Annotated in this window: 19 protein-coding genes; 9 read left to right on the top strand and 10 right to left on the bottom strand. The window is 59.7% G+C overall.

The genetic code is table 11. The features are described 5' to 3' along the window. Positions 1–32: 32 nt before the first annotated feature. Both NCT03_RS22650 and NCT03_RS22645 read right to left on the bottom strand, forming a co-directional pair. A complete protein-coding gene (locus NCT03_RS22650) occupies positions 33–674 on the bottom strand; it encodes a carbonic anhydrase (RefSeq protein WP_250494000.1) in 642 nt (213 codons plus the stop codon). A 162-nt stretch (positions 675–836) separates the two neighbouring features. Then, positions 837–1,679 carry an oxidoreductase gene (locus tag NCT03_RS22645; protein WP_250493999.1) on the bottom strand — a complete coding sequence of 281 codons (843 nt, stop codon included), beginning with the start codon at positions 1,677–1,679 and terminating at the stop codon, positions 837–839. Between the two features lie 225 nt (positions 1,680–1,904). Between NCT03_RS22645 and NCT03_RS22640 the strand changes: the two genes are divergently transcribed. Next, on the top strand, positions 1,905–2,813 hold the full coding sequence (locus NCT03_RS22640; RefSeq protein WP_244831287.1) for an AraC family transcriptional regulator: 909 nt from the start codon (positions 1,905–1,907) through the stop codon (positions 2,811–2,813). 52 nt (positions 2,814–2,865) lie between these two features. Continuing rightward, positions 2,866–3,672 carry an alpha/beta fold hydrolase gene (locus tag NCT03_RS22635; protein ID WP_250493998.1) on the top strand — a complete coding sequence of 269 codons (807 nt, stop codon included), beginning with the start codon at positions 2,866–2,868 and terminating at the stop codon, positions 3,670–3,672. 216 nt (positions 3,673–3,888) lie between these two features. Here the strand turns inward: NCT03_RS22635 and NCT03_RS22630 are convergent, their stop codons facing one another. Then, a complete protein-coding gene (locus NCT03_RS22630) occupies positions 3,889–4,641 on the bottom strand; it encodes a FadR/GntR family transcriptional regulator (RefSeq protein WP_244831285.1) in 753 nt (250 codons plus the stop codon). A gap of 487 nt (positions 4,642–5,128) precedes the next feature. On the opposite strand from NCT03_RS22630, the gene NCT03_RS22625 reads away from it, so the two are divergent. Next, entirely contained in the window at positions 5,129–5,533 is a 405-nt protein-coding gene (locus tag NCT03_RS22625; RefSeq protein ID WP_250493997.1) for a hypothetical protein, read from the top strand. Positions 5,534–5,581: 48 nt separating this feature from the next. On the opposite strand, the gene NCT03_RS22620 is transcribed toward NCT03_RS22625, so the two are convergent. Then, positions 5,582–5,827 carry a hypothetical protein gene (locus NCT03_RS22620; RefSeq protein WP_250493995.1) on the bottom strand — a complete coding sequence of 82 codons (246 nt, stop codon included), beginning with the start codon at positions 5,825–5,827 and terminating at the stop codon, positions 5,582–5,584. 137 nt (positions 5,828–5,964) lie between these two features. Here NCT03_RS22620 and NCT03_RS22615 point away from each other — a divergent pair, with 137 nt between their 5' ends. Next, positions 5,965–8,646, top strand: a complete 2,682-nt coding sequence (locus tag NCT03_RS22615) for an excinuclease ABC subunit UvrA (protein ID WP_250493994.1) — start codon at positions 5,965–5,967, stop codon at positions 8,644–8,646. A gap of 4 nt (positions 8,647–8,650) precedes the next feature. Here the strand turns inward: NCT03_RS22615 and NCT03_RS22610 are convergent, their stop codons facing one another. After that, the gene (locus NCT03_RS22610) at positions 8,651–9,367 is read right to left on the bottom strand and encodes a YdcF family protein (RefSeq protein WP_244831281.1); all 717 of its coding nucleotides are present in this window, start codon (positions 9,365–9,367) and stop codon (positions 8,651–8,653) included. A gap of 405 nt (positions 9,368–9,772) precedes the next feature. Here NCT03_RS22610 and NCT03_RS22605 point away from each other — a divergent pair, with 405 nt between their 5' ends. From NCT03_RS22605 to NCT03_RS22585, 5 genes are all read left to right on the top strand, one after another. Continuing rightward, a complete protein-coding gene (locus NCT03_RS22605; RefSeq protein WP_244831941.1) occupies positions 9,773–10,024 on the top strand; it encodes an acyl carrier protein in 252 nt (83 codons plus the stop codon). Next, positions 10,021–11,286 (top strand): acyl-CoA dehydrogenase family protein, encoded by a 1,266-nt coding sequence (locus NCT03_RS22600; protein ID WP_250493992.1) that lies wholly within the window; start codon positions 10,021–10,023, stop codon positions 11,284–11,286. Before NCT03_RS22605 ends, NCT03_RS22600 begins: the two co-directional genes overlap by 4 nt. 5 nt (positions 11,287–11,291) lie before the next feature. Then, positions 11,292–12,359 (top strand): amino acid--[acyl-carrier-protein] ligase, encoded by a 1,068-nt coding sequence (locus tag NCT03_RS22595; protein WP_370652278.1) that lies wholly within the window; start codon positions 11,292–11,294, stop codon positions 12,357–12,359. After that, a complete protein-coding gene (locus NCT03_RS22590) occupies positions 12,356–13,369 on the top strand; it encodes a DUF1839 family protein (protein WP_250467948.1) in 1,014 nt (337 codons plus the stop codon). Before NCT03_RS22595 ends, NCT03_RS22590 begins: the two co-directional genes overlap by 4 nt. A 75-nt stretch (positions 13,370–13,444) precedes the next feature. Then, on the top strand, positions 13,445–15,943 hold the full coding sequence (locus NCT03_RS22585) for a glycosyl hydrolase 2 galactose-binding domain-containing protein (RefSeq protein WP_250493991.1): 2,499 nt from the start codon (positions 13,445–13,447) through the stop codon (positions 15,941–15,943). Between the two features lie 12 nt (positions 15,944–15,955). Here the strand turns inward: NCT03_RS22585 and NCT03_RS22580 are convergent, their stop codons facing one another. From NCT03_RS22580 to NCT03_RS22560, 5 genes are all read right to left on the bottom strand, one after another. Beyond that, on the bottom strand, positions 15,956–17,122 hold the full coding sequence (locus NCT03_RS22580) for an ABC transporter permease (RefSeq protein ID WP_250493990.1): 1,167 nt from the start codon (positions 17,120–17,122) through the stop codon (positions 15,956–15,958). A 9-nt stretch (positions 17,123–17,131) separates the two neighbouring features. Continuing rightward, the gene (locus tag NCT03_RS22575) at positions 17,132–18,286 is read right to left on the bottom strand and encodes an ABC transporter permease (RefSeq protein WP_250493989.1); all 1,155 of its coding nucleotides are present in this window, start codon (positions 18,284–18,286) and stop codon (positions 17,132–17,134) included. A gap of 3 nt (positions 18,287–18,289) precedes the next feature. Continuing rightward, entirely contained in the window at positions 18,290–18,982 is a 693-nt protein-coding gene (locus NCT03_RS22570) for an ABC transporter ATP-binding protein (RefSeq protein ID WP_244831275.1), read from the bottom strand. Between the two features lies 1 nt (position 18,983). Then, the gene (locus NCT03_RS22565; protein ID WP_250493988.1) at positions 18,984–20,192 is read right to left on the bottom strand and encodes an efflux RND transporter periplasmic adaptor subunit; all 1,209 of its coding nucleotides are present in this window, start codon (positions 20,190–20,192) and stop codon (positions 18,984–18,986) included. 196 nt (positions 20,193–20,388) lie between these two features. Beyond that, the gene (locus tag NCT03_RS22560) at positions 20,389–21,309 is read right to left on the bottom strand and encodes a LysR family transcriptional regulator (protein WP_250493987.1); all 921 of its coding nucleotides are present in this window, start codon (positions 21,307–21,309) and stop codon (positions 20,389–20,391) included. Between the last annotated feature and the right edge of the window lie 92 nt (positions 21,310–21,401).

The raw sequence follows: 21,401 nt of genomic DNA, 5'->3' as shown, positions 1-21,401 counted from the left end.
ATTCACGCAGCATGAAATGAGCGACGATCGAATCAGCGTCCCGCGGCTTCGACGACTTCCGCGTACAACGGCACCATACGGGGCGCGTCATAGCCGGAGGCAAGCACTTTGATAAGCCCGTCGTGCAGGCCGAAAATCCAGCCGTGCACGAGCGGCGGCTCGTCGCGATCGATTACGATCCGCGTCTGACGCAGAAGCCGCACTTGTTCGAGCACATTGAGTTCCGCAAGGCGATCAGCGCGCGCATCGAACTCTTCCAAGTCGTCGAGTTCACGTCGATGCCGCTCGCCTAAAGCGCACACCGGGGCAATACGGCGATTGACGTGCGGTATTTCATTCGAGAGCGGCAACAACGATGCTCGCACACCGCCGCATCCATAATGCCCGCATACGATCACATGATCGACCTTCAGCACTCGCACCGCATATTCAAGGACGCTCACAGTGTTGTCGTCCGACGGCGAGAACAAGTTCGCGATGTTGCGATGAACGAAAAGATCGCCTGGGTTAGCGTTCGTGATCGTTTCGGCAGGCACGCGACTATCCGAACACCCGATCCACAACACCTTGGGGTTTTGCCCCTCTGCAAGGCGTGGGAAAAATTGCGTGTCCGCCTGCGCGGTTTCGCGAGCCCAGGCAATGTTTTCCAGAAGCATGCGTTTCGGTCGATTCATGGCGTTCTCATGACGAGCATTCGATGGATTGCACCCGCGTTGCAGTGCAGCGAATCCTTACGAATCACTTTCGCCGAGAAAGTTCAGCGCCGTCCAAGAGAAAATAATTCGCCTCGCGATTTATTTCTCTTGAGATTTTCCTTGGACGACGCTAACACACGCTCAAGAAAAATCGGTCGAGCGCGACAAATGCTCCCACTTGTCGATTTCTTCGTTGAGCGCCACTAGCTTCGTTTTGACAAGAGAGATTGCATCGCTCCCAAGAAGAAGATGCGCAGGTGCATCATGGGCTTCGATGAGGCTTAGCAAGGCTTGGCCGGCCTTGGCTGGATCGCCCAATTGCTTGCCGCTCTTGGCCTCACGCGCCGCGCGGATCGGGTCGAACAGCGCGTCATAGTCTGCGATGCTGCGCTCCGTTCTGACCATCGAGCGGCCAGCCCAATCGGTACGAAACGATCCGGGCGCGACGGCCGTTACCCTAACGTTGAAGTCCTTGACCTCTTTGGCCAACGTCTCTGAAATGCCTTCCAGCGCGAATTTGCTGCCGCAATAGTACGCAATGCCCGGCATCGTGATGAAGCCGCCCATGGACGTGATATTGATGATGTGGCCGGCACGGCGCTTCCGCATGGAAGGCAATACGGCTTTGATCATGGCGACCGCACCGAATACGTTGACATCGAATTGCCGGCGCATTTCTTCCAGCGGCGATTCTTCAAGTGTGCCTTCGTGGCCATAGCCAGCGTTATTGACGAGCACATCGATCGGGCCGTATGTGCGCATTACTTCCTCGACAACCGGGCCTATGCGGTCAAACGCCGTCACGTCGAGCACGACTCCATGTGCCGATCGGGGCTTGATGGCCTCGAATTCCTTGAGGGCGTCACCATTGCGAACTGTGCCGATAACCGTGTGTCCTGCATCCAGCGCGCCTTGCGCGAAAGCGCGTCCAAAACCCGAACTCACGCCGGTGATGATAAACGTCTTGCCGTTTGTGTTTTCCATGTGAATCTCTCCTATTCGACTCGTCGCGCGCACCATGCCGCAACACCTGTCCCATATTAGAGAGCGCGCATCGTTCTTGATACGCCGGTTCTTCTCGCATGTTTGCCTAAAGCTATTGGCGTATGGATTCGCGGCTGCAAAGCTGGCAAATTAAGGGCTGTCGACACATCTTGCGGAGCCACCGTGATCACCCGCCGAACGCTAGCCACCGAAACCAGACGCCGCATGATCGAGCTGCTGATGCGGCTTGCCCCTTTGGAAGGCTATAACCTCACAGCATTGCCAGACGTGCGTTTTCTGCGTTCGAACAGACCACTGCGTCGCACGCCGGTACTTTATGACCCGGGCATCGTTATCGTCTGTCAGGGCCGCAAGCGTGGCTATTTCGGCGAGCAAGTTTATCTATACGATGAGCAGCATTACCTGGCCGTGTCGGTGCCCGTACCCTTTTCAATGGAGACGGATGCCAGCGCGCAAAAACCTTTGCTTGCCATCTATTTCCGGCTAGATCTCAACGTTGCAGCAGAGTTGATCATGCAACTCGATGAACACGGCGCAACCGTAACGTCCGAACCTCACGGCATGATCTCAACGCCGCTGGACAAACAACTCGGCGCGACGGTTCTGCGCTTTCTCGAAACCATGAGTGACCCGCTCGAAGGTCCGGTTCTTGGGCCGGCTCTCGTGCGCGAGATTTATTTTCGAGTGTTGACGGGCGAACAAGGTCCTTCGGTGCGCGCGGCTTTGACACGGCAAGGTCAGTTCGGGAAAGTCGCGCGAGCATTGCGCAAGATCCATCAAAGTTTCGATGAGCCGCTCGATGTTGCGCTGCTTGCAAGCGAAGCCAACATGAGCGTGCCCGCGTTCCATTTGCATTTCAAGACCGTGACCAACACGTCACCAATGCAATATTTGAAGTCAACCCGGCTGCATCAGGCGCGGCTGCTCATGGTGCGGAACGATGTCACGGCAGCCGTCGCATCGGCGCAAGTGGGCTACGAAAGTGCTTCGCAATTCAGCCGCGAATTCAAGCGTTTGTTTGGGCGCAGTCCCGTCGATGAAGCCCAGCGTCTCAAAGACAGTTTCGCGCTGCCAGATCCCGGACCGGGTTCGGGCTACGTGTCATCGCATTGATGCGTGGATCGTCTGTTAATCTTCCACGCAGAACAAACCTGCTACCAAACGCATGAACGAAGCCTTCGTCGAACTGAACTGCGGACCCTATCCGTTGCGCATCGAATATAAGTGGATCAATCCTTCGCGCATCGATGCTCCAATCGCGGTATTTGTGCATGAGGGGCTGGGTTCAGTTGCATTGTGGAAAGACTGGCCGCAGCGGCTATGCGACCGATTGAACTGCCGTGGTCTCGTCTATTCGCGTCCTGGCTATGGACGGTCGACGCCGCGCCCTCCGCATGAAAAGTGGCCTGTGACCTTCATGCATCGTCAGGCGACGAAGATATTGCCTGCGCTTCTAGATGCGCTCAAGGTAAATGCGTTCGAACGTTCTCGCATGTGGCTCGTAGGCCATAGCGATGGCGGGACAATCGCACTGCTTTACGCAAGCACCTTTCTCGAAGCGCTTGCCGGACTGATCGTGCTTGCACCACATGTATTCGTGGAAGCGATCACAGTCAAAGCCATAAAGGAAGTGCGAAGCGCCTATGAGCACGGTGCGTTGCGAGCAAAGCTCGCTGGCTACCATGAGGACGCAGATTCCGCCTTTTATGGCTGGAACGACGCATGGCTCAATCCGGAATTTCTGCGTTGGGACATTACAGACGAAATTCGCTCGATCAAACGGCCATTGCTCGCAATACAAGGCCACGACGATGAATACGCGTCGATGCTTCAGATCGACAAGATCAAGGCGTCCGTGAATCACACTCATCTCGTCAAGCTAGCGGCTTGCGGACATTCACCGCATAGGGATGCCACTCAGGCGGTCAATGATGCAATTGCAGATTTCGTTACCCGCTCGTCTCTGCCGTGAACTCGAGCGATCAATCGAAAGGCCGTCTGCGCCATGATGCCATCGCGCAAGCCCGCACGGCGATTAAGTGACCGTGCCGCGCGTTTGGGCAGATGATCGCAGTCGGTCCAATGCATCTTTTATTGCGGTTAAATCGACGTTGTTCGTCTCGAGCGAGCGAACCCTCAGGGGCTCTAACTGCTTAAACAAACCACTCGCCCGAAGGACGAATGCGGCTCAAGCCTCCGCAGGCTTAACCGCTGTTTCTTGTGACCGCCGCAAGCGTTCGCGGCTGTTCGACAAATGCATGCGCATGGCGGCGCGGGCAGCTTCCGGATCACGCCGCTCGATGGCGTCGTAGATATCCTCGTGTTCGCGGTTCACGCGATCGAGGTAACTGCCGGGGTCGTTATGCGCAAGCGCAGCGGAATTTACACGCGTGCGTGGAATGATCGTGTTGCCCAACTGGCTAAGGATGCTGTGGAAATAACGGTTGCCCGTAGCCTTGGCAAGCTCGAGGTGAAATGCGACGTCCGCGGCAACCGCGTTGCCCGTGCCTTCTGCAATGTGCCGCTCGAACTCGTCCAGAGCATGACGCATGTGCTTCAGATTCTCTTCGCTTCGCCGCATTGCCGCGAGACCTGCGGCCTCGGCTTCGAGACTGATGCGTAGTTCGAGGATGGCCATGACGTCGCGCACGGTGAGATCGCCCGCAGCTTCGATCTGGAAGCGATCGTGATCGGTCGCTTCGAGTACAAAAGTGCCAATGCCATGACGCGTTTGAACCAGGCGCCCCGCTTGAAGGCGCGATATCGATTCTCGTACGACCGTACGGCTAACGCCCAGTTGCGCCATGATCTCCGATTCGGTCGGAAGCTTGTCGCCAGGCTGAAGCGCGCCGCTGCGAATCCGTTCCGAAAGTTCGGCGACAACTTCCTCGGTCAGATTGCGAGAGCGGCGGAGACCGCCGGCTGCGAGAGCTGGTGACATAGGGCGATTGAAAAAGGTAGACGAGCCATTATAGGGGCGCAGACTTGCTTGTACGACGACTGATGCCTGATCGAATACAAAATGCCTTAAGCCCTCAACGCAAAACACAAAAAAACCGTTATGGTTCAGGCAACTAAAAATGTAACAAACTGTTGATCAACCATTTGACCGAGCGTAAAGTTCAAGTACCGCTTGAAGTCAAAGCGCGTGTGTCATGTTTTGCAAGGCATGTAAGCATTCAAGGCGCGCGCCTCGCTTTCAAGCGGTCGACTTCCGATCGAAGGCTCGCGAATCCTCGTCCGCATCCGTTGGATTCGCCATCACCTCGCGCACTCGCGAGCCTCCCTGAAGCGGTTCACCGGCTTACCGCGTCGCGCCTCTCACTCTCCGATTACGCGGCAAACCGGTGTGCTTAGAGCCTCCAAGTTGCGTTCGTGCGAACGCCTTCGTGGAGCGCGGCACCAAGTGGGCAGCAAGGAGACAAGCAATGATGCGTGAAGTGACTGGAGCTTTTTTTGGCTCCCGCAAGTTGGACGAAGCACTGGAAGACCTCAAGGCGGAGGGCATCACGAGCGACCGCGTTCGCGTCGCGAGCATGTCCGGGTTCGCCGATTTCACCGCCAGCATGGAACTGAGCACCAGTTCACCGACACAGTGGATCACCGCCGAATTTGCAGGCTATGCCGATCTAGCCACCACCGACGGCGGGTATGGGATTGCATCGACGGGCAGCGACGACATCCTACCTGGCTTCGATAACGATGAATCCGCTGCATACGGTATAACCCGAGTTTTCGTCAGCATTCGCGACGAAGCCGAAATGCGCGCCGTATGCGATATCTTCTCGCGCCTAGGCACTGATGATATCGACGCGGAAGTCGCGGCGGCCTGACCCGCCGCGATCACATTCAATCGTTTGTATGCAATAAACCTTGCTTGATTACTGCGCTGGTGCGGTCACGGGCTTCGCTTTCTTCTTGTGCTTGAAGTGAAAACCCTTGCTCGTACCAGTGGCAGCCGAAGTATTGTCACCGCCTGCCGTCGGCGCGGCCGTCGCTGCGCCGTGCGCGTTGCCGCCGCCAGCGCCGCCATTACCGTTGCCACCTTGCGCCATCGCCGCGCCCGACGCGCCCAGCATCAAACCCGCAGTGAGGGCGATAAGTGCTGCCGATCCATTCGTCTTCATGTCGTTCCTTTTTGCGTAAAGTCAGTCGAGTGTGTATTCACCGTGCAGGCTTTTGAATGCCGAATGCAATCGGCGAGCGGCTTGGCATGAGACCTGCTCGCCAGACGTATTCGCCTGCAAAGTCCAAAAGCCATAAGATGGATGCGCCCAAAGTCAAAAGCCCAGCCAAGCCGCCTCGGCGCAATAAAGCCGAAACGCCGACTGTCTCTCCAGCAGGTTTCGTGCGCGTTCGCGGCGCGCGGGAGCATAACCTCCAAAATGTCGATGTAGACGTCCCGCGCGATGCGCTGGTCGTCTTCACAGGCGTGTCCGGATCGGGAAAGTCGTCACTTGCATTCGGAACTTTGTATGCAGAAGCGCAGCGGCGGTATTTTGAATCAGTCGCGCCCTACGCGCGGCGTCTGATCGAGCAGGTCGGCGTACCGGAAGTCGATTCCATCGAAGGATTGCCGCCCGCCGTCGCCCTGCAGCAGCAGCGCGGCACGCCCAACGCACGTTCGTCGGTGGGAAGCGTGACCACGCTTTCCAGTCTCGTTCGCATGCTGTATTCACGCACGGGCAGCTATCCGCCGAAGCAGCCCATGCTCTACGCGGAAGACTTTTCTCCCAACACGGTTCAGGGCGCGTGCCCCGTCTGCCATGGTCTCGGCCGCGTCTACGAAGTGACCGAGAAGTCGATGGTCCCCGACGACTCGCTCACCATCCGCGAACGCGCCATCGCCGCATGGCCGCCAGCGTGGCACGGTCAGAATCTGCGCGACATACTCGTTACGCTGGGCTACGACGTCGACACGCCCTGGCGCGATCTGCCGAAGAAAGACCGCGACTGGATTCTCTTCACCGACGATACGCCCACCGTGCCGGTCTACGCGGGCCTCACACCCGCCGAGACACGTGCCGCACTCAAGCGTCGCGCGGAGCCGAGTTATCAAGGCACCTTTACGGGCGCGCGTCGTTATGTGCTTCATACCTTCGCCCACACGCAAAGCGCGCTCATGAAGAAGCGCGTGTCGCGCTATATGGTCGGCAGCGACTGTTCGTCGTGTCACGGCAAGCGACTGAAGCAGGAAGCGTTATCGGTGACCTTCGCGGGACTGGATATCGCGGAGTTCTCGCGTCTGCCGCTTACGCGGCTTGCGCAGATGCTCGCGCCCATTGCGCGCGGCGAATGGCCCGATCATGAAGAAGCACGCGAGCAAGACGTGCTTGCCAGGGACGTGCGGCAGGCGGCGATTGCGAAGCGTGTCGCGGCGGGTGGATCGGCGCATAAAGCATCGCCCGATGTACGGCGCACGCCCAACTTGTCCAATGAGAAGCGCGCCGCCGCCGAGCGCATAGCAGCCGATCTCGAAGAACGTCTTGGCACGTTGATCGATCTCGGCCTCGGCTATCTTGCTTTGGATCGCGCGACGCCCACCTTGTCGTCAGGCGAATTGCAGCGCTTGCGGCTAGCCACGCAACTAGCCTCGCAACTCTTTGGCGTGGTGTATGTGCTCGATGAACCCTCCGCCGGTTTGCATCCCGCTGACAACGAAGCGCTCTTTGCCGCGCTGCAACGGCTCAAGGCTGCCGGCAACTCGCTTTTCGTGATCGAGCATGACATGGAGACGATGCGTCGCGCAGACTGGCTCGTCGATGTCGGTCCCGCTGCGGGCGAAGCCGGTGGACATGTGCTTTATAGCGGCCCGCCCGCGGGTCTCGCATCGGTGGAGGCGTCACAAACGCGTCTGCATCTGTTCGCGTCCCATTCGAACACCGACCGCGCGCCACGCACGCCGCGCGGCTGGCTGAAGCTCGCGGGCATCACGCGAAACAATCTGCATGAGATCGACGCTGCGTTTCCGCTCGGTTGCTTCACGGCGGTGACGGGTATATCGGGCTCGGGCAAGTCGAGTCTCGTCAGTCAGGCATTGCCCGAACTCGTGGCGCAACATCTGGGAAGAGCGCTCGATGAGCCCGACGAAGACGAAGCCGATCCGCTCTTCACGGTCGCCGAAGCGCCTGCGGAAGGCTCAATCGTCGAAGGCATGGACGCCATACGGCGCCTCGTGCGCGTCGATCAGAAGCCGATTGGCCGCACCCCACGTTCGAATCTTGCGACTTACACGGGACTTTTCGATCACGTGCGCAAGCACTACGCCGATACGCCGCTCGCGCGCAAACGCCATTACAGTGCCGGCCGATTTTCCTTCAACGTCGCGCAGGGGCGTTGCCCGACTTGCGAAGGCGAAGGCTTCGTGAGCGTCGAACTGTTATTTTTGCCGAGCGTGTACACGTCATGTTCGACGTGTCACGGTTCGCGTTATAACGCCGAGACACTCGAAGTCACGTGGAATGGCAAAAACATCGCCGAGGTGCTGGCGATGAGCGTCGATGACGCCTGTCTCTTCTTCGCGGATGAGCCCAATGTGATGCGCGCGCTTGCCGTGCTGCGCGATATCGGCCTCGGTTATCTGCGGCTCGGTCAGCCTGCCACCGAACTCTCGGGCGGCGAAGCGCAGCGCATCAAGCTGGCAACCGAACTGCAGCGCGCGCATCGCGGCGACACGCTCTATATCCTCGACGAGCCCACGACCGGACTACATCCTGCCGATGTCGATCGTCTGATGGCGCAACTTCAAGGACTCGTCGACGCAGGCAATACGGTCGTGGTCGTCGAACACGACATGCGCGTCGCGGCCCAGAGCGACTGGGTCATCGATATCGGTCCGGGCGCGGGAGAAGATGGCGGCAAGATAGTCGCGGCCGGCGTGCCTGCGAGTGTGGCGACGCTGGCCGCAAGCCGCACGGCGCCTTATCTACAAGACGCATTGACCTGAGCAATCAATACAAGCCTAGCCAGCGCCACACGTGAAACTTCAACGTGCCGAGCATCTCGTGCAATCCGCTGTCGGAATCGATCCATCCTTCCGGGTGCGGCACGAGCCATGACTTTGGATTGCGCACGAATGCAACCGCAGGCTGCGGGTGTAGGTCGAAAGCATCGAATGCGAGCAACGCGCGGCGCATATGCAGTGAGGACGTGATGAGGATGGTCGTGTCGTATTGACGCGAGCGTAGGATTTTGTACGTATTGCGCGCGTTCTCGTAAGTGTCGAGACTCTGATCTTCGAGGATGAGATCCGCAGGCTTCACGCCACGATCCACGAGCAGACCGCCGTATAGTTGCGCTTCGGTTTGTTCGTGATGCTGCGGATTTCCGCCGCTCATGATGACCTGACACTGCTTGTCCGTTTCGACACAGGTTTTGTACAGGGCGGCAGCAAGGTCGACGCGATAGATGGAATCGGCCAGTGGAACGAGATGTTTGTTGCGATCGTATTCGGTCCCACCGCCCAGCACGATGATCGCCGTACGGTCCGCGAGCCGGGGCGCCTGCTTCGACCCATAGCCGATCTGCGCGAGGCTTATCATCGGCCCTGCAAGCCAGCTACCGAAGAGCCAGAACACGGTTCCGGCCACGAGGAAGATCACGAGGCGGCGTTTGCGCCACACGATGAACAAGGCGACGAAGACAAGCAGCAGGCAGAGTAGATCCAATTACGTTTCCCGTCGTTTTAAGGTTTCAAATACCTTGCATCATGCGCATGAAACTTGCAAGGCGAGGCTATGCAGTACGAATACCGTCGTAACGCCGCGACAAGTATCAGTCTGAACGATTTGCGTGACATCAAGCGTGGTCGATATCGCACACGCAACGCGTTGTCTTCCGGGCCTCACCGTGCGCCATCGCACGGACGATCACCCCCCGTAATTCGTTAAATACGATCAAACAAGATTCGACGGTGTTGCGAGTGCTCTTGAGTCGTTTGACCAGCGATTCACCGAGTGCACCACCGCCCGTTAGCAACGGGACTGAGCACGGTCCAAAAAATCGAATATTCGTTTGATACCCGCTTCAGTCCGTTTGCACCGTTGGCCATGGTTCAAGGGAAACCAGAGAAAATGAAAACTGAATTGCGCCGCATCCTTGCCGAGTCCGCACGCCTCGACGTGTCGATCGACACTCTCTCCGACAGCGACGACCTGTACGCAGCCGGCCTCTCCTCGCTTGCAACCGTGCACGTCATGCTCGCGATCGAAGACGAGTTCGGCATCGAAATTCCGGATCAAATGCTTACGCGACGTCTGTTCTCGAGCGTCGATTCGCTCGCGGCCGCCGTCAAGGAGCTGCAAGGTTCGCAGGCGGACGCATGAACGCCGCCACGCAAGAACTCGAAGCAGCAGGACACGTTGAAGGCGACGGCGTGATCGCGCCGCGCAGCGAAAGCGAGCTGCTCGAAGCCGCGCGTCGCGTCTCGGCCATCGCCGGCAAGCATGCGGCAGCGGTCGACAAGGATGCACGCTTCCCCGCTGAAGCCGTGGCCGCAATGCGTACGGAGCGTCTCTTCTCTGCAATGGTGCCGGCAAGCTTCGGCGGCGACGGGCTCTCGCTCACGGGCGTGGCCCGCTTGTGCGAAACGCTCGCGCAAGGCTGCGCATCCGCCGCGATGATCTACGCCATGCATCAGAGCCAGGTCGTCTGCATCGTCGATCACGGCGCGAATGTGCCCTGGCAGCGCGCGTTTCTCACGCGCATGGTGAACGAGCAACTGCTGTTGGCATCGGCGACATCGGAAGAAAATATCGGCGGCAACATGCGCACGAGCGCATGTGCGGTCGATCTTGCCGATGACGCCTTCAACATCGAAAAGCTCGCGCCGACGATTTCGTATGGCACATATGCCGATTGCATTCTCGTAACCGCACGCCGTCATCCCGACGCGCCGCCGTCCGATCAGGTGCTGATCGTCGCGCCTCGTTCGACGTGCACGCTCGAATCGCGCGGTACTTGGGACACGCTCGGCATGCGCGGCACGTGCAGTCAGGGGCATCGTCTCACTGCAAGCGGCAAGGCCGAACAGATTCTGCCCTCGCCTTTCTCGAAGATCGCCGATGAAAGCATGCTGCCGGTTTCGCATACCTTGTGGTCCGCGGTGTGGATCGGTATTGCGTCGGATGCCGTGAATCGCGCGCATCAGTTCTTCCGTAATCAGGCGCGTGGCAAGCCGGGCGCATTGCCGCCTTCGGCCGCGCGTCTTTCGCAAGCCGTCACGCTCGTGCGCATGATGCAGGCGCGTCTGCGCGAATCGCTCGCCTCGGTCGAGGCTGCGCAAGCGGAACGGCTCGCAAGGCAGGCATTGCAGACCGACGACAGCGACGCACCGTTGACCGCGTCCATCGGCATTGCCTCCGATCTGAACATGCTGAAGCTCGCCATTTCGCAATCGGCCGTGCACGTCGTGCAAGAGACGCTGATGATCTGCGGCATGGCGGGTTACAAGAACGATACGCCCTTCAGCGTGGGGCGGCACTTGCGCGATCTCCACTCGGCGCCGCTCATGATCAGCAATGACCGCATCGAACTGAACACCGCGAATCTGCTGCTCGCGCAGCGTTCCGCAACCGGGACCCTATAACGATTATGAACATGCCGAACGAACAGGCCGCGCTCATGCAGGCCGAAGAACAAGCACATAACGAGACCAGTCAAGTGCCCTACGATAAATCGGATTTGACCTTGCGCGACCGGCTGATGGCCGCCGGCATTCTCATCGATACGGGCGAAGACGGCCTCTATGGCCGCAGCGCGGTGTTCGAGGATGTGGTGGACCGTCTCAACAACGCGATCACGTTGCTCGGCGCCGACCAGCACGCGGAATCGTTGCGCTTTCCGCCGGCCATGCGCCGCCGCGACTTCGAAGACAGTGAGTACCTGAAGAGCTTCCCGAACCTTGCCGGCACGATTCACTCGTTCCAGGGCAATGATCGCGGACATCATCGTCTGCTCGAAGCGCTCGACAAGATCGTGCATATCGGCGAAGAAGAAGAGCGTTCCGATGACTGGATGGATCAGCAAAAGCCGACGCGTCTCGTGCTCACGCCCGCGGCCTGTTATCCGATCTATCCGCTCGTTGCCAAGCGCGGCAACCTCGCCGAAGACGGCGCGATCTTCGATGCGTTCTCGTATTGCTTCCGTCACGAACCGTCCATCGATCCGGGCCGCATGCAGATGTTCCGCATGCGCGAATACATTCGCGTGGGCAGCCCCGAGCAAGTAATGGCATTCCGTCAGAAGTGGATCGAGCGTGGCTCGCTGCTCGTGAATCTGCTGCAACTGCCGTTCGAAATCGATCTGGCTAACGACCCGTTCTTCGGACGCGGCGGCAAGATCGTGGCCGACAGCCAGCGTGCGCAAGAACTCAAGTTCGAACTGCTCGTGCCGGTTGCAACGCCCGACCGTCCGACCGCATGTTTGTCGTTCAACTATCACATGGACCACTTCGGCGAGTTGTGGAACATCCGTCAGGGCAATGGCGAAGTGGCGCATACCGCATGCGTGGGCTTCGGCATGGAACGTACGACGCTTGCGCTCTTCCGTCATCACGGTCTCGACGTGAACGCGTGGCCTGCCGCAGTGCGTGAACTGCTGTGGGGCAATGCGGCGCCGCTCGTCGCCGATGGCCTCGGCACACTGGGCAAAGACGCATGAACGCACGCTCGCCCGAGCACGCCGTGACTGGCGCGTCCAACGAACAGTCTGCCGCTCAAGACGAAGCGAGCCGCCATGCGTTGCATCGCGGCGAGCGCGTCTGGCTGGAGACCAACTGTTACGTCGATCTGTGGATCGAGCTCTTGCACCACTACGGCTGCGATCCGCACGCCGCATTGAGCTTCACCGTGACGCAGGCGTTCGAAGGCGATCAGTTCACGTTCCCCAAGTTCTCGCTCGACGATATCTCGCGGCTTTACGGCTTGCAGGCCCAGGAGCTCGCGATTTTCGACACGCTCGAAGCTCACGTGCGCGAGCAGACCAAACGCGGTCACGTAGTGGTCGCCGAAGTGGATGCGTTCTATCTGCCCGACACGCGTGCAACCGCGTACAAGCAGTCGCATTCGAAGACGACCATTGCAGTCGACTCCATCGATGCAGCGGCAAAGCGCATCACGTACTTCCATAACGCGGGCTATTTCGCGTTATCGGGCGAGGACTATGACGGCGTGTTTCGCCTGATGCCAGACCTTGCAAGCGACGTGCATGCGCTCTTTCCGTACGTGGAGTTCGTCAAGCGCGCGCGTGCGCCGCTCGAAGGTCAGGCGCTGGTGCAACGTTCGGTCGATCTGCTCAAGCTGCGCTTGCTCGATCGTCCGACATCGAACCCCGTCTCGCAGTGGCGCGCGGAGTTTCCCGAGCATCTACGTGCATTGCTCGAACGGGATGTGTCTTACTACCATCTCTACACGTTCAACGTGATGCGCCAGCTCGGTTCGAACTTCGAGTTGCTGTCGAAGTATCTGGTGTGGCTCAATGCGCACGGCGTCGAAGTGCCTGACGCAATCCAGACGAGCGCGCAATCCATGGCGAACGAAGCGATGGTCATGCAGTTCCGCCTTGCGCGGGCGCGCATGCGTTCACGGCTCGACCCGTGTACCGACTGCCTCGATTCGCTCGAAGCATCTTACGAGAAGGTCATCGAACCGCTCGCCGCGCGTTTTCTTTGAAGCACCGGGGCCACGCTGCTCGCGTGGCCCGTGCTTCGTTCATCATGTTCATCTTCGCCCATAGAAGGAAGGAACATGCATTCCATGTCCGATATGTCCAACGCTTGCCTGCCGCAACGCCTCTCCGAAGGGTGGACGTGCACGAGCACGGCTGCGGGCGCTTGTGCGACGCCTGCATCGCTCGATGAAAGCGCGCATTGGATCGATGCGCCCGTGCCCGGCACGATTGCATCGGCGCACCGTGCAAACGGCGTTGGCGAAGATGCGCTCGCGCAGCCCTACGCGATGTCGGATCACTGGTATCGCGTGCGCTTGCAGGGTGAAGGCAAGCGGCGCGTGCGCTTCAATGGCCTCGCGACGATTGCCGAAGTGTGGCTCGATAACGACAAGCTGCTCGACTCCAATTCTATGTTCGTCGCGCACGATGTCGATCTGAATCTGCAAGGCGACGCGACGCTTTATCTGTGCTTTCGTTCCATTCAGCCTGCACTTGCCGCAAAACGCGGCCGTGCGCGCTGGCGTCCGAAGCTCGCGCAGCCAGCGACGCTGCGCAACGTACGCACGACCTTGCTTGGACACATGCCCGGATGGTGCCCGCCGATTCAGCCAGTGGGTCCGTGGCGCGCAGTGGAACTGATTGGCGAAGCGCGCAATGGCATCGAGCGTATCGAGCTTGCGCCTTCAATCGATCGTGCCGATGGTCTGCTCGACGTCACTGTACATTTCTATCATCCGCAAGAGCCGGAGGAAATGCACGTCGAATGTGGCGATGGCGAGGCCACGGCGCCGCTGCAATGGCGTGACGCGCATACGCTCACGGGACAAGTGCGCGTGCCGCAAGCGCGGCTCTGGTGGCCGCATACGCATGGCGCGCCATCGCTCTATGCCGTGACCTTGACGAGCGAAACGCTTGGTCGTATCGCGCTTGGTCAAATTGGCTTTCGAAATATCGAAGTGGATCGCGGTGCGGACAAGACGGGCTTTCAGATCATCGTCAACGGCGTGCCGGTGTTCGCGCGCGGCGCATGCTGGACTTCCGCCGATATCGTCGCGCTCGACGCATCGCGCGACAAGCTCGCGGCCATCTTCACCCTGTGCCGCGATGCGGGGCTCAACATCATTCGCGTGAGCGGCATCACGCTTTATGAATCCGATACCTTTTACGAACTCGCGGACGAATTCGGCATTTTGATCTGGCAAGACTTTGCGTTTGCCAACTTCGACTATCCCTCGGACGAGGCATTCAACCGAAGCGTGCAACTCGAAGCAGAACAGTTTCTTGCGCGCACGCGGCGTTTTGCATCGCTTGCAGTGCTATGCGGCGGCAGCGAAGTGCATCAGCAAGCGGCCATGCTGGGTCTGCCATTCGATGCCTATCAACAAGGCCTTTTCACGCAACTGCTTCCGGAAGTCATCGCCAAGCATCGCGCCGATGTGGCGTATGTCGTGAACTCACCGAGCGCCGCGCCCGGCGACAGCGTCTCGATGCCCTTCGGCACGCGCAGCGGCATCACGCATTACTACGGCGTCGGCGCATATCAGCGCCCCTTCGACGACGCGCGTCGTGCGCAAGTACGTTTCGCTTCCGAATGCCTTGCGTTCGCGAATGTCCCCGACGATGTCATGCTGCGCTCTGTACCCAATGCGGCGCGCGCGCATGAGCCACGCTGGAAGACAAGCGTGCCGCGCGATCCCGGTTCCGCATGGGACTTCGACGATGTGCGCGAGCACTATTTGCGCGAACTGTATCGCGTCGACGTGGCGCGTCTGCGTTATGAAGACCCCGAGCGCTATCTCGAACTGTCTCGCGCCGTCGTCGCCGATGTGATCGGCGCTGTGTTTTCCGAATGGCGTCGCGAAGGTTCGACCTGCGCGGGCGGCATCGTATGGAATCTGCTGGATCTGCGTCCGGGCGCGGGCTGGGGTGTGATCGATGCGCGTCACAAGCCCAAAAGCGCGCTGCATGGGCTTGCGCGCGTGCTTCAACCTATTCAGGCGCTGATTACCGATGAAGGCCTCGACGGCCTCGATGTGCATCTCGTCAACGAGACGGCTCGCGAGATACGCGCACGCGTCGAACTGTCGTGCTTGCGCGATGGCGCGGTGAAGGTCGCAGGCGGTGCGAGCGATGTCGTGCTATCTCCGCGCAGCGTGCAGCGTATCAAATCGGCTTCGCTGCTGGGCGCGTTCTTCGACATCACCTATGCATATCGCTTCGGTCCTCGCGCGCACGATTTCACGCATGTGCTTCTGCGCGATCAGGATACCGGCGCGGTATTGTCAGAAGCTTTCCATTTTCCCGATCCTTCCATTGGCGAGCGACGTGATGTCGGATTGAACGCGACCATCGGTCAGGATGACAAAGGCTGGTTCCTCGACATTGCAACGACACAGCTTGCACGATGGGTGCACGTGGTCGATCCGGACTATTACGCGAGCATCGACTGGTTCCATCTTGCGCCCGGCGTGCCGCGTCGCGTGCCGCTCGTCGCGCGAAGCGCACATGTTCGCGCGGCGCCCGAAGGCGATGTGTTCGCGGTCAATGGATCGAAAGGTGCGGTGTATCGCGGTTGAGCAGTCTCGCGATTATCGGGCTCGCAACGCATCGACGATACTCAGCCTCGCAGCACGTACGGCAGGCAGAAAGCCACCGACGAACCCCATGATCATCGAGAATAAAACCGTTTGAATAACGACCGATGGCGTGAGCACGAACCGGAACGATAGGTCCGCGAACGTCTGAAAATTGGTCGTCGAAAACGAAGCGAACTGCATGAGTGCCGCGCAGCCGAGGCCAACGAGTCCACCGGCGAGTCCCAAAAGCAGCGCTTCGAGCAGAAACGCAATCAACACATCGAAGCGCTTGAAACCTAACGCGCGAAGCGTTCCAATCTCCGCGACCCGGTTCGCGACCGAGGCATACATGGTGATCATCGCGCCGATCATCGCTGCTATCGAAAAGATAATCGAAAGCGTGATGCCGAGAATATTGATGAACGTGGATAGCGCCTTCGACTGATCGCCGTAGAACACTTGCTCGCGCTTGGCTTCATCGGCAAGACGAGGATCGACGTCGATATCCGCGCGAAAGCGGTCGAAGGCATCGCTGCGGGCAAGCCTCACGACCATCGACGAATAACTCGTGCGGCGAAACGACTGCATGAGTTGATCGACATCGCCCCAAATCTCCGAATCGAAGCCGCTGCCGCCTGCATCGAAGTGGCCCACCACGGTCCAATCGCGCTGAGCGAAGCGCAGATGATCGCCAATGCGCGTGCCCGCAAAGCCCTTGGCGATACTGCTGCCGACGATGATCTCCGATGACCCGTGACTGAACATGCGCCCCGCCGTAAGCTTCACTTGCGGCCGCAGTTCGACGCCAGTCGGCGATACGCCGCGTATCACCACATTCGCTGGCGTATTCGAACCGAGCTTATAGAGCGAGATGAGCACCACGGTCTCTTTGGATGCGAAGGGCTCACCCTCGCCATTCATCGCGACAGACGGATGCATCTCCATCACGTTCGCCTGACTGCGGTCGATCGAGCTTTGAATCTCCGTTTCCGCGCCTTTGCGAATGACCACGACGTTATCGCGTTCGCCCGTGGACACGAGCGTTTTCTTGAGTCCCGCATCGAGCATGAGCACGGTCGAGAACACGAAGACGACGAGCGCGAGACCGCCTGCGGTCAACATCGTCGTGAGACGGCGAGCCCATAGGTTGCGCGCGATGTATGAAACGGGAATGGCCATATGCTCGCCTTATCCGATCGCTCGCAAGCCTTCGACGATCCTCACGCGGCTCGCCTGCACCGCCGGTACGATCGCCGCCGCCAGCGCGATGACGAACGCGCAGGCAGCTTGCAGCATCATCGTTTCGTGCGAGACGCGAAAGACCGGAAACACGCCGCCTGTCGCATTCTTGAAGAAATCGGCGACCGGCGGTGTCGCGAGTATACCGATTGCACCGCCCATCGTGCAAATCGCCAGCGACTCGCCGAAGACGAGCACGCTAAGAAACGTGGGTCCGAATCCAAGCGCCTTGAGCGTGGCGTATTCGACGGTGCGTTCGCGTGCGCTCATGGCCATTGCATTGGCCATCACGGCCATGATGATGAGAATCACCACGTAAGAGACGACACGTATGGCCGCAATGATCTGATTAGACATCGCGACGAAGCCCAGCTGAAACGCTTGCTCGGTTTCGGTAAGCGTCTCCGCAAGCGAGTTCTTGAAGACGTTATCGACATTGCGCGATACGGTGGCCGCCTGATCCGGATTTCCGATGCCCACGACATACACGCCGACCTGATCCACTTGACGCTTGGTGGTCTTGCGAATCGTCTCGTTGAGATACTCCCAGTGAAAGATGAGTTGCCGCGTGATGGTCGATTCGTCGCGCCCTTCCATGATGCCGCGCACCACGAAGTCCCACGTTCCTGGATAGATCGTCCCCTTGAGAGGAATGACGTCGCCCACTTTGAAGCCGTATTGCGTCGCAAGCTGTCGCCCGATGAGCACGCCCTTGCGATCGCGCTGGTAATCGGAGCGCGCTTGCGGCGTGACGATGTACTCGGGATAGAGATCCAGATAGTTGTCCGATACCGCGAATTGCGCGAAAAAATTCTTGGGGTCGCGATAGATGCCGCCGAACCAGTTCGAGCGTGCAACCCGCGTCACACCATCCACGCCGCGAATGCGATTCTCGTATGCAAGAGGCAGCGGAAACACCAGCGAGATCGCATTGCGAGTGACCAGGCGCGCGTTGGATGCCGCAGCCGCGCCCGCGTACCACGCATCCACGACCGTATGCAGCAGGCCGTATGCAAGCACCGCAATCGTGAGGCCCAGCACGGTCAGCGCCGTGCGGAGCTTGTGACGCGTGGCATTGCGCAGAATGAGCTTGAAGACGAACATGATTCAGCGCACCGCGCCGTCGATCAACTCGCCCTTCTCAAGATGCACCAGCGCCTTCGCGGCATTGGCGGCATGCGCGTCGTGCGTGACCATGATGATGGTCTTGCCAACGCGTTCATTCAGGCGTTGCAGCATCGTTAGGACTTCGGCCGCAGAGGTGCGGTCGAGATCGCCCGTGGGTTCATCGGCGACGATCAGCTTCGGGTCGGTAATCAAGGCGCGTGCAATCGCCACGCGCTGCTGCTGGCCGCCGGATAGCTCCGACGGATAGTGAGTCGTGCGCTCGCTCATGTTGACCATGTCCAGCACCATCGCGACACGTTCACGCCGTTCGGCGCGCGAGAGGCGCGTGAGCATCAGCGGCAATTCGACGTTCTCGAATGCGGTGAGCACCGGCATCAGGTTATAGAACTGGAAGATGAAGCCAACGTGAGCCGCGCGCCAGTCGGCAAGCGCGGACTCCGGCAAACGCGTGATATCGAGCCCGCCGACAAGAAGCTCGCCGCTGTCCGGCCGGTCGATGCCCGCGATCAGATTGAGCAACGTGCTCTTGCCCGAGCCGGACGGTCCCATCAACGCGACGAAGTCCCCTTCGGCGATGGACAACGAGATGTCGGTCAGCACGGGCACCGTCTGCACGCCGCGCCGGTATGACTTCACGACGTGACTGATCTGGACCAGAGGTGCAGTGCTCACGTTACTTCTTCGCCAGCGTAACGCTGGTGCCGTCTTTGATCTTGTCGTTTGGCGCGAGTACCAGCGTATCGCCTGGCTTGACGCCTTGCACCGCGAGCAGGTCGCCGATATGTTCGCCCGTTGTCACGGGCCTCTGAAGCGCCTTGTCGTTCTCGACGATGAACACGACCTGCTTGCCATCGCGCGTGACCACTGCTGCGGGCTGAACGGCCACCAGCGCCTTCTTCTGTTCGGGCGGTACGGGCTTCGAAAGGAACGCGACCTTCGCGCTCATGTCGGGCAGCACGCGTGGATCGTGTTCGACGAAGCGCACTTTCACGAGGACCGTGGCCTTCGAACGATCGACCGTTGGCACGATGCGCGATACACGTCCCGAGAAGCGAACATCGGGCAGCGCGTCGAGCTGCATTTCGCATGGTTGATCGACCATGATCTTGCCAATGTTCGACTCCGCGACATCCGCCTCGACTTCGAGCGTCTTCATGTCCGCAATCGTCACGACCGCACCCTTGCTGTCCGATGCCGACGAGAACGGCGTGATGTTATCGCCCACGTTCGCATGCTTTTCGAGCACGACGCCATCGAAAGGCGCACGAATGATGGTCTGGTCGACGGCTACGCGCGCCGCGAGCGCATTGGCTTGTGCCGACACGATCGTGGCTGCGTCGCTATTCACGGCTGCCTTGGCCTTGTCGAAGCGGGCGCGGTCGCTGTCGTGCTGAGACGCGGGAATCGCGCCTTGGGGAGCGAGGATATCGGAGCGCTTGAGACTGATCTCTGCGTCCCTCAACTCGGCGCGTTGCAACTCGAGGTTGGCTTGAGCAACTTTAACTTGCGCCTCGGCTTGTGCAAGCGAAGCGGACACATCATCGCGTTCGAGCCGCGCAATCACCTGGCCTTCCTTTACAGGCGTACCTTCGAGTACACCAAGCCATTCCACGCGGCCCTGTCCCTTCGATGCGACCGCCGCCTTGCGTTGCGGCACGACGTAGCCAGTCGCGTTGAGAAGCGTATAGCTTTGCGATGGATAAACCGACGTGACCGTAGCGGTCTCCACCGTTTGCGGCCCGGCAAAGCGCAAGCCGATGCCCACGAGTACGAGAATGATCGCCGCGACGAGCACATAGCGAAGCCACGGACGCCTGCGTCGCGGGACGACGGCAGCGGGACTGCGGTCGATCTTGAGTTTGTCTAAATCGTGTTCAGCCAATTTATCTGGAGTCGCGCCGCAGGTGACCTTGGAGCCGCTTGAGGACGGCTATCCGGTCGTGGGTCGTCATGCAATGGACAGGCAACCAGTATAGCGCCCGCAGGCCGCCCGCTTTCATTGCCTTTACTGGGTCGACGGAATTTTGCATGCGGTATGCCGACTACAAAATGCCATGCCTTTAACGATAGTCGGAAGTTCAAGTGCCGCGCGCATGCTTGAGATCGAGCGCAATGAAATCGACGAAAGCCCTTATGCGCGCGGACATCTGATGCCGTCCGGAGTACACGGCGTAGATGTCCGCATTGGGCGTCTCGTAATCGGGCAATACGGCGACGAGCCGGCCATCCGCCAGATAGTCTGCAATGTCCCATTCAGCTCGCATCAGAATGCCGTGTCCTTCGAGCGCCCATTTGACGGCGATTTCGCCATCGTTGGTCGTGAGATTGCCCTTGATGCGCACCGCCTCCGTCTTCTGCGCAGCACCCCGCCCGCTCGTCAGCCGCCAAACGCCGTACGCTTCGTCGCCCTGCCGGATGCCGATGCAGTTATGCCGCGTGAGATCGTGCGGCGTCGCAGGCAAACCGTGCGTGGCGATATAGCCCGGCGCCGCGCATAGCAGCCGACGATTCGACGCGAGACGCCGCGCGACCACACGCGTATCCGGTGGCTCGCCGAAGCGAATGCAAACGTCGAATGTGTCGTCCGTGAGCGGCGGCGGCGCGACCGACAACTGCAATTGCACCGACACTTGGCGGTGCCGCGCAACGAATCGAGAAATGGCGGGCGCCACATGACTGCGCCCGAAGCCGAGCGTCGCATTCACGCGAAGCAGGCCCTTTGGACTCTTCTTCGCGCTGCCAAGCAGCTCCGCAAGTTCGTCGATTTCGTCGAGAATGCGCCGCGCGCGCTCCAGATAAAGCTCGCCCTCGGGCGTGAGCATCATGCGGCGCGTCGTGCGATTGACGAGTGGCACGCCTGCCCGCGCCTCCATTTGTGTCAGGCGCTTGCTTACTGCCGCTGCCGTGAGGCCCAGCTCCCGCGCCGCTGCGCTCAGGCTGCCCGATGTCGCGAGCGTCGAGAAAAAGCTCAGATCGGCCGGCTGAACGGTCTCGGCCATGCGCCCTCACTTGTGAATCAAAGTTAAAGATGCTTTGAGTTTAGCACCGGTTTCTTATCCTTAAGTTGGGTAGAGTGAGCTCACACACCCAC

It is taken from the genome of Caballeronia sp. GAWG1-1, from assembly GCF_023631465.1.
In the GTDB taxonomy this organism is placed as follows: Bacteria; Pseudomonadota; Gammaproteobacteria; order Burkholderiales; family Burkholderiaceae; genus Caballeronia.
This window is presented reverse-complemented; position numbering and strand designations above follow the sequence as displayed.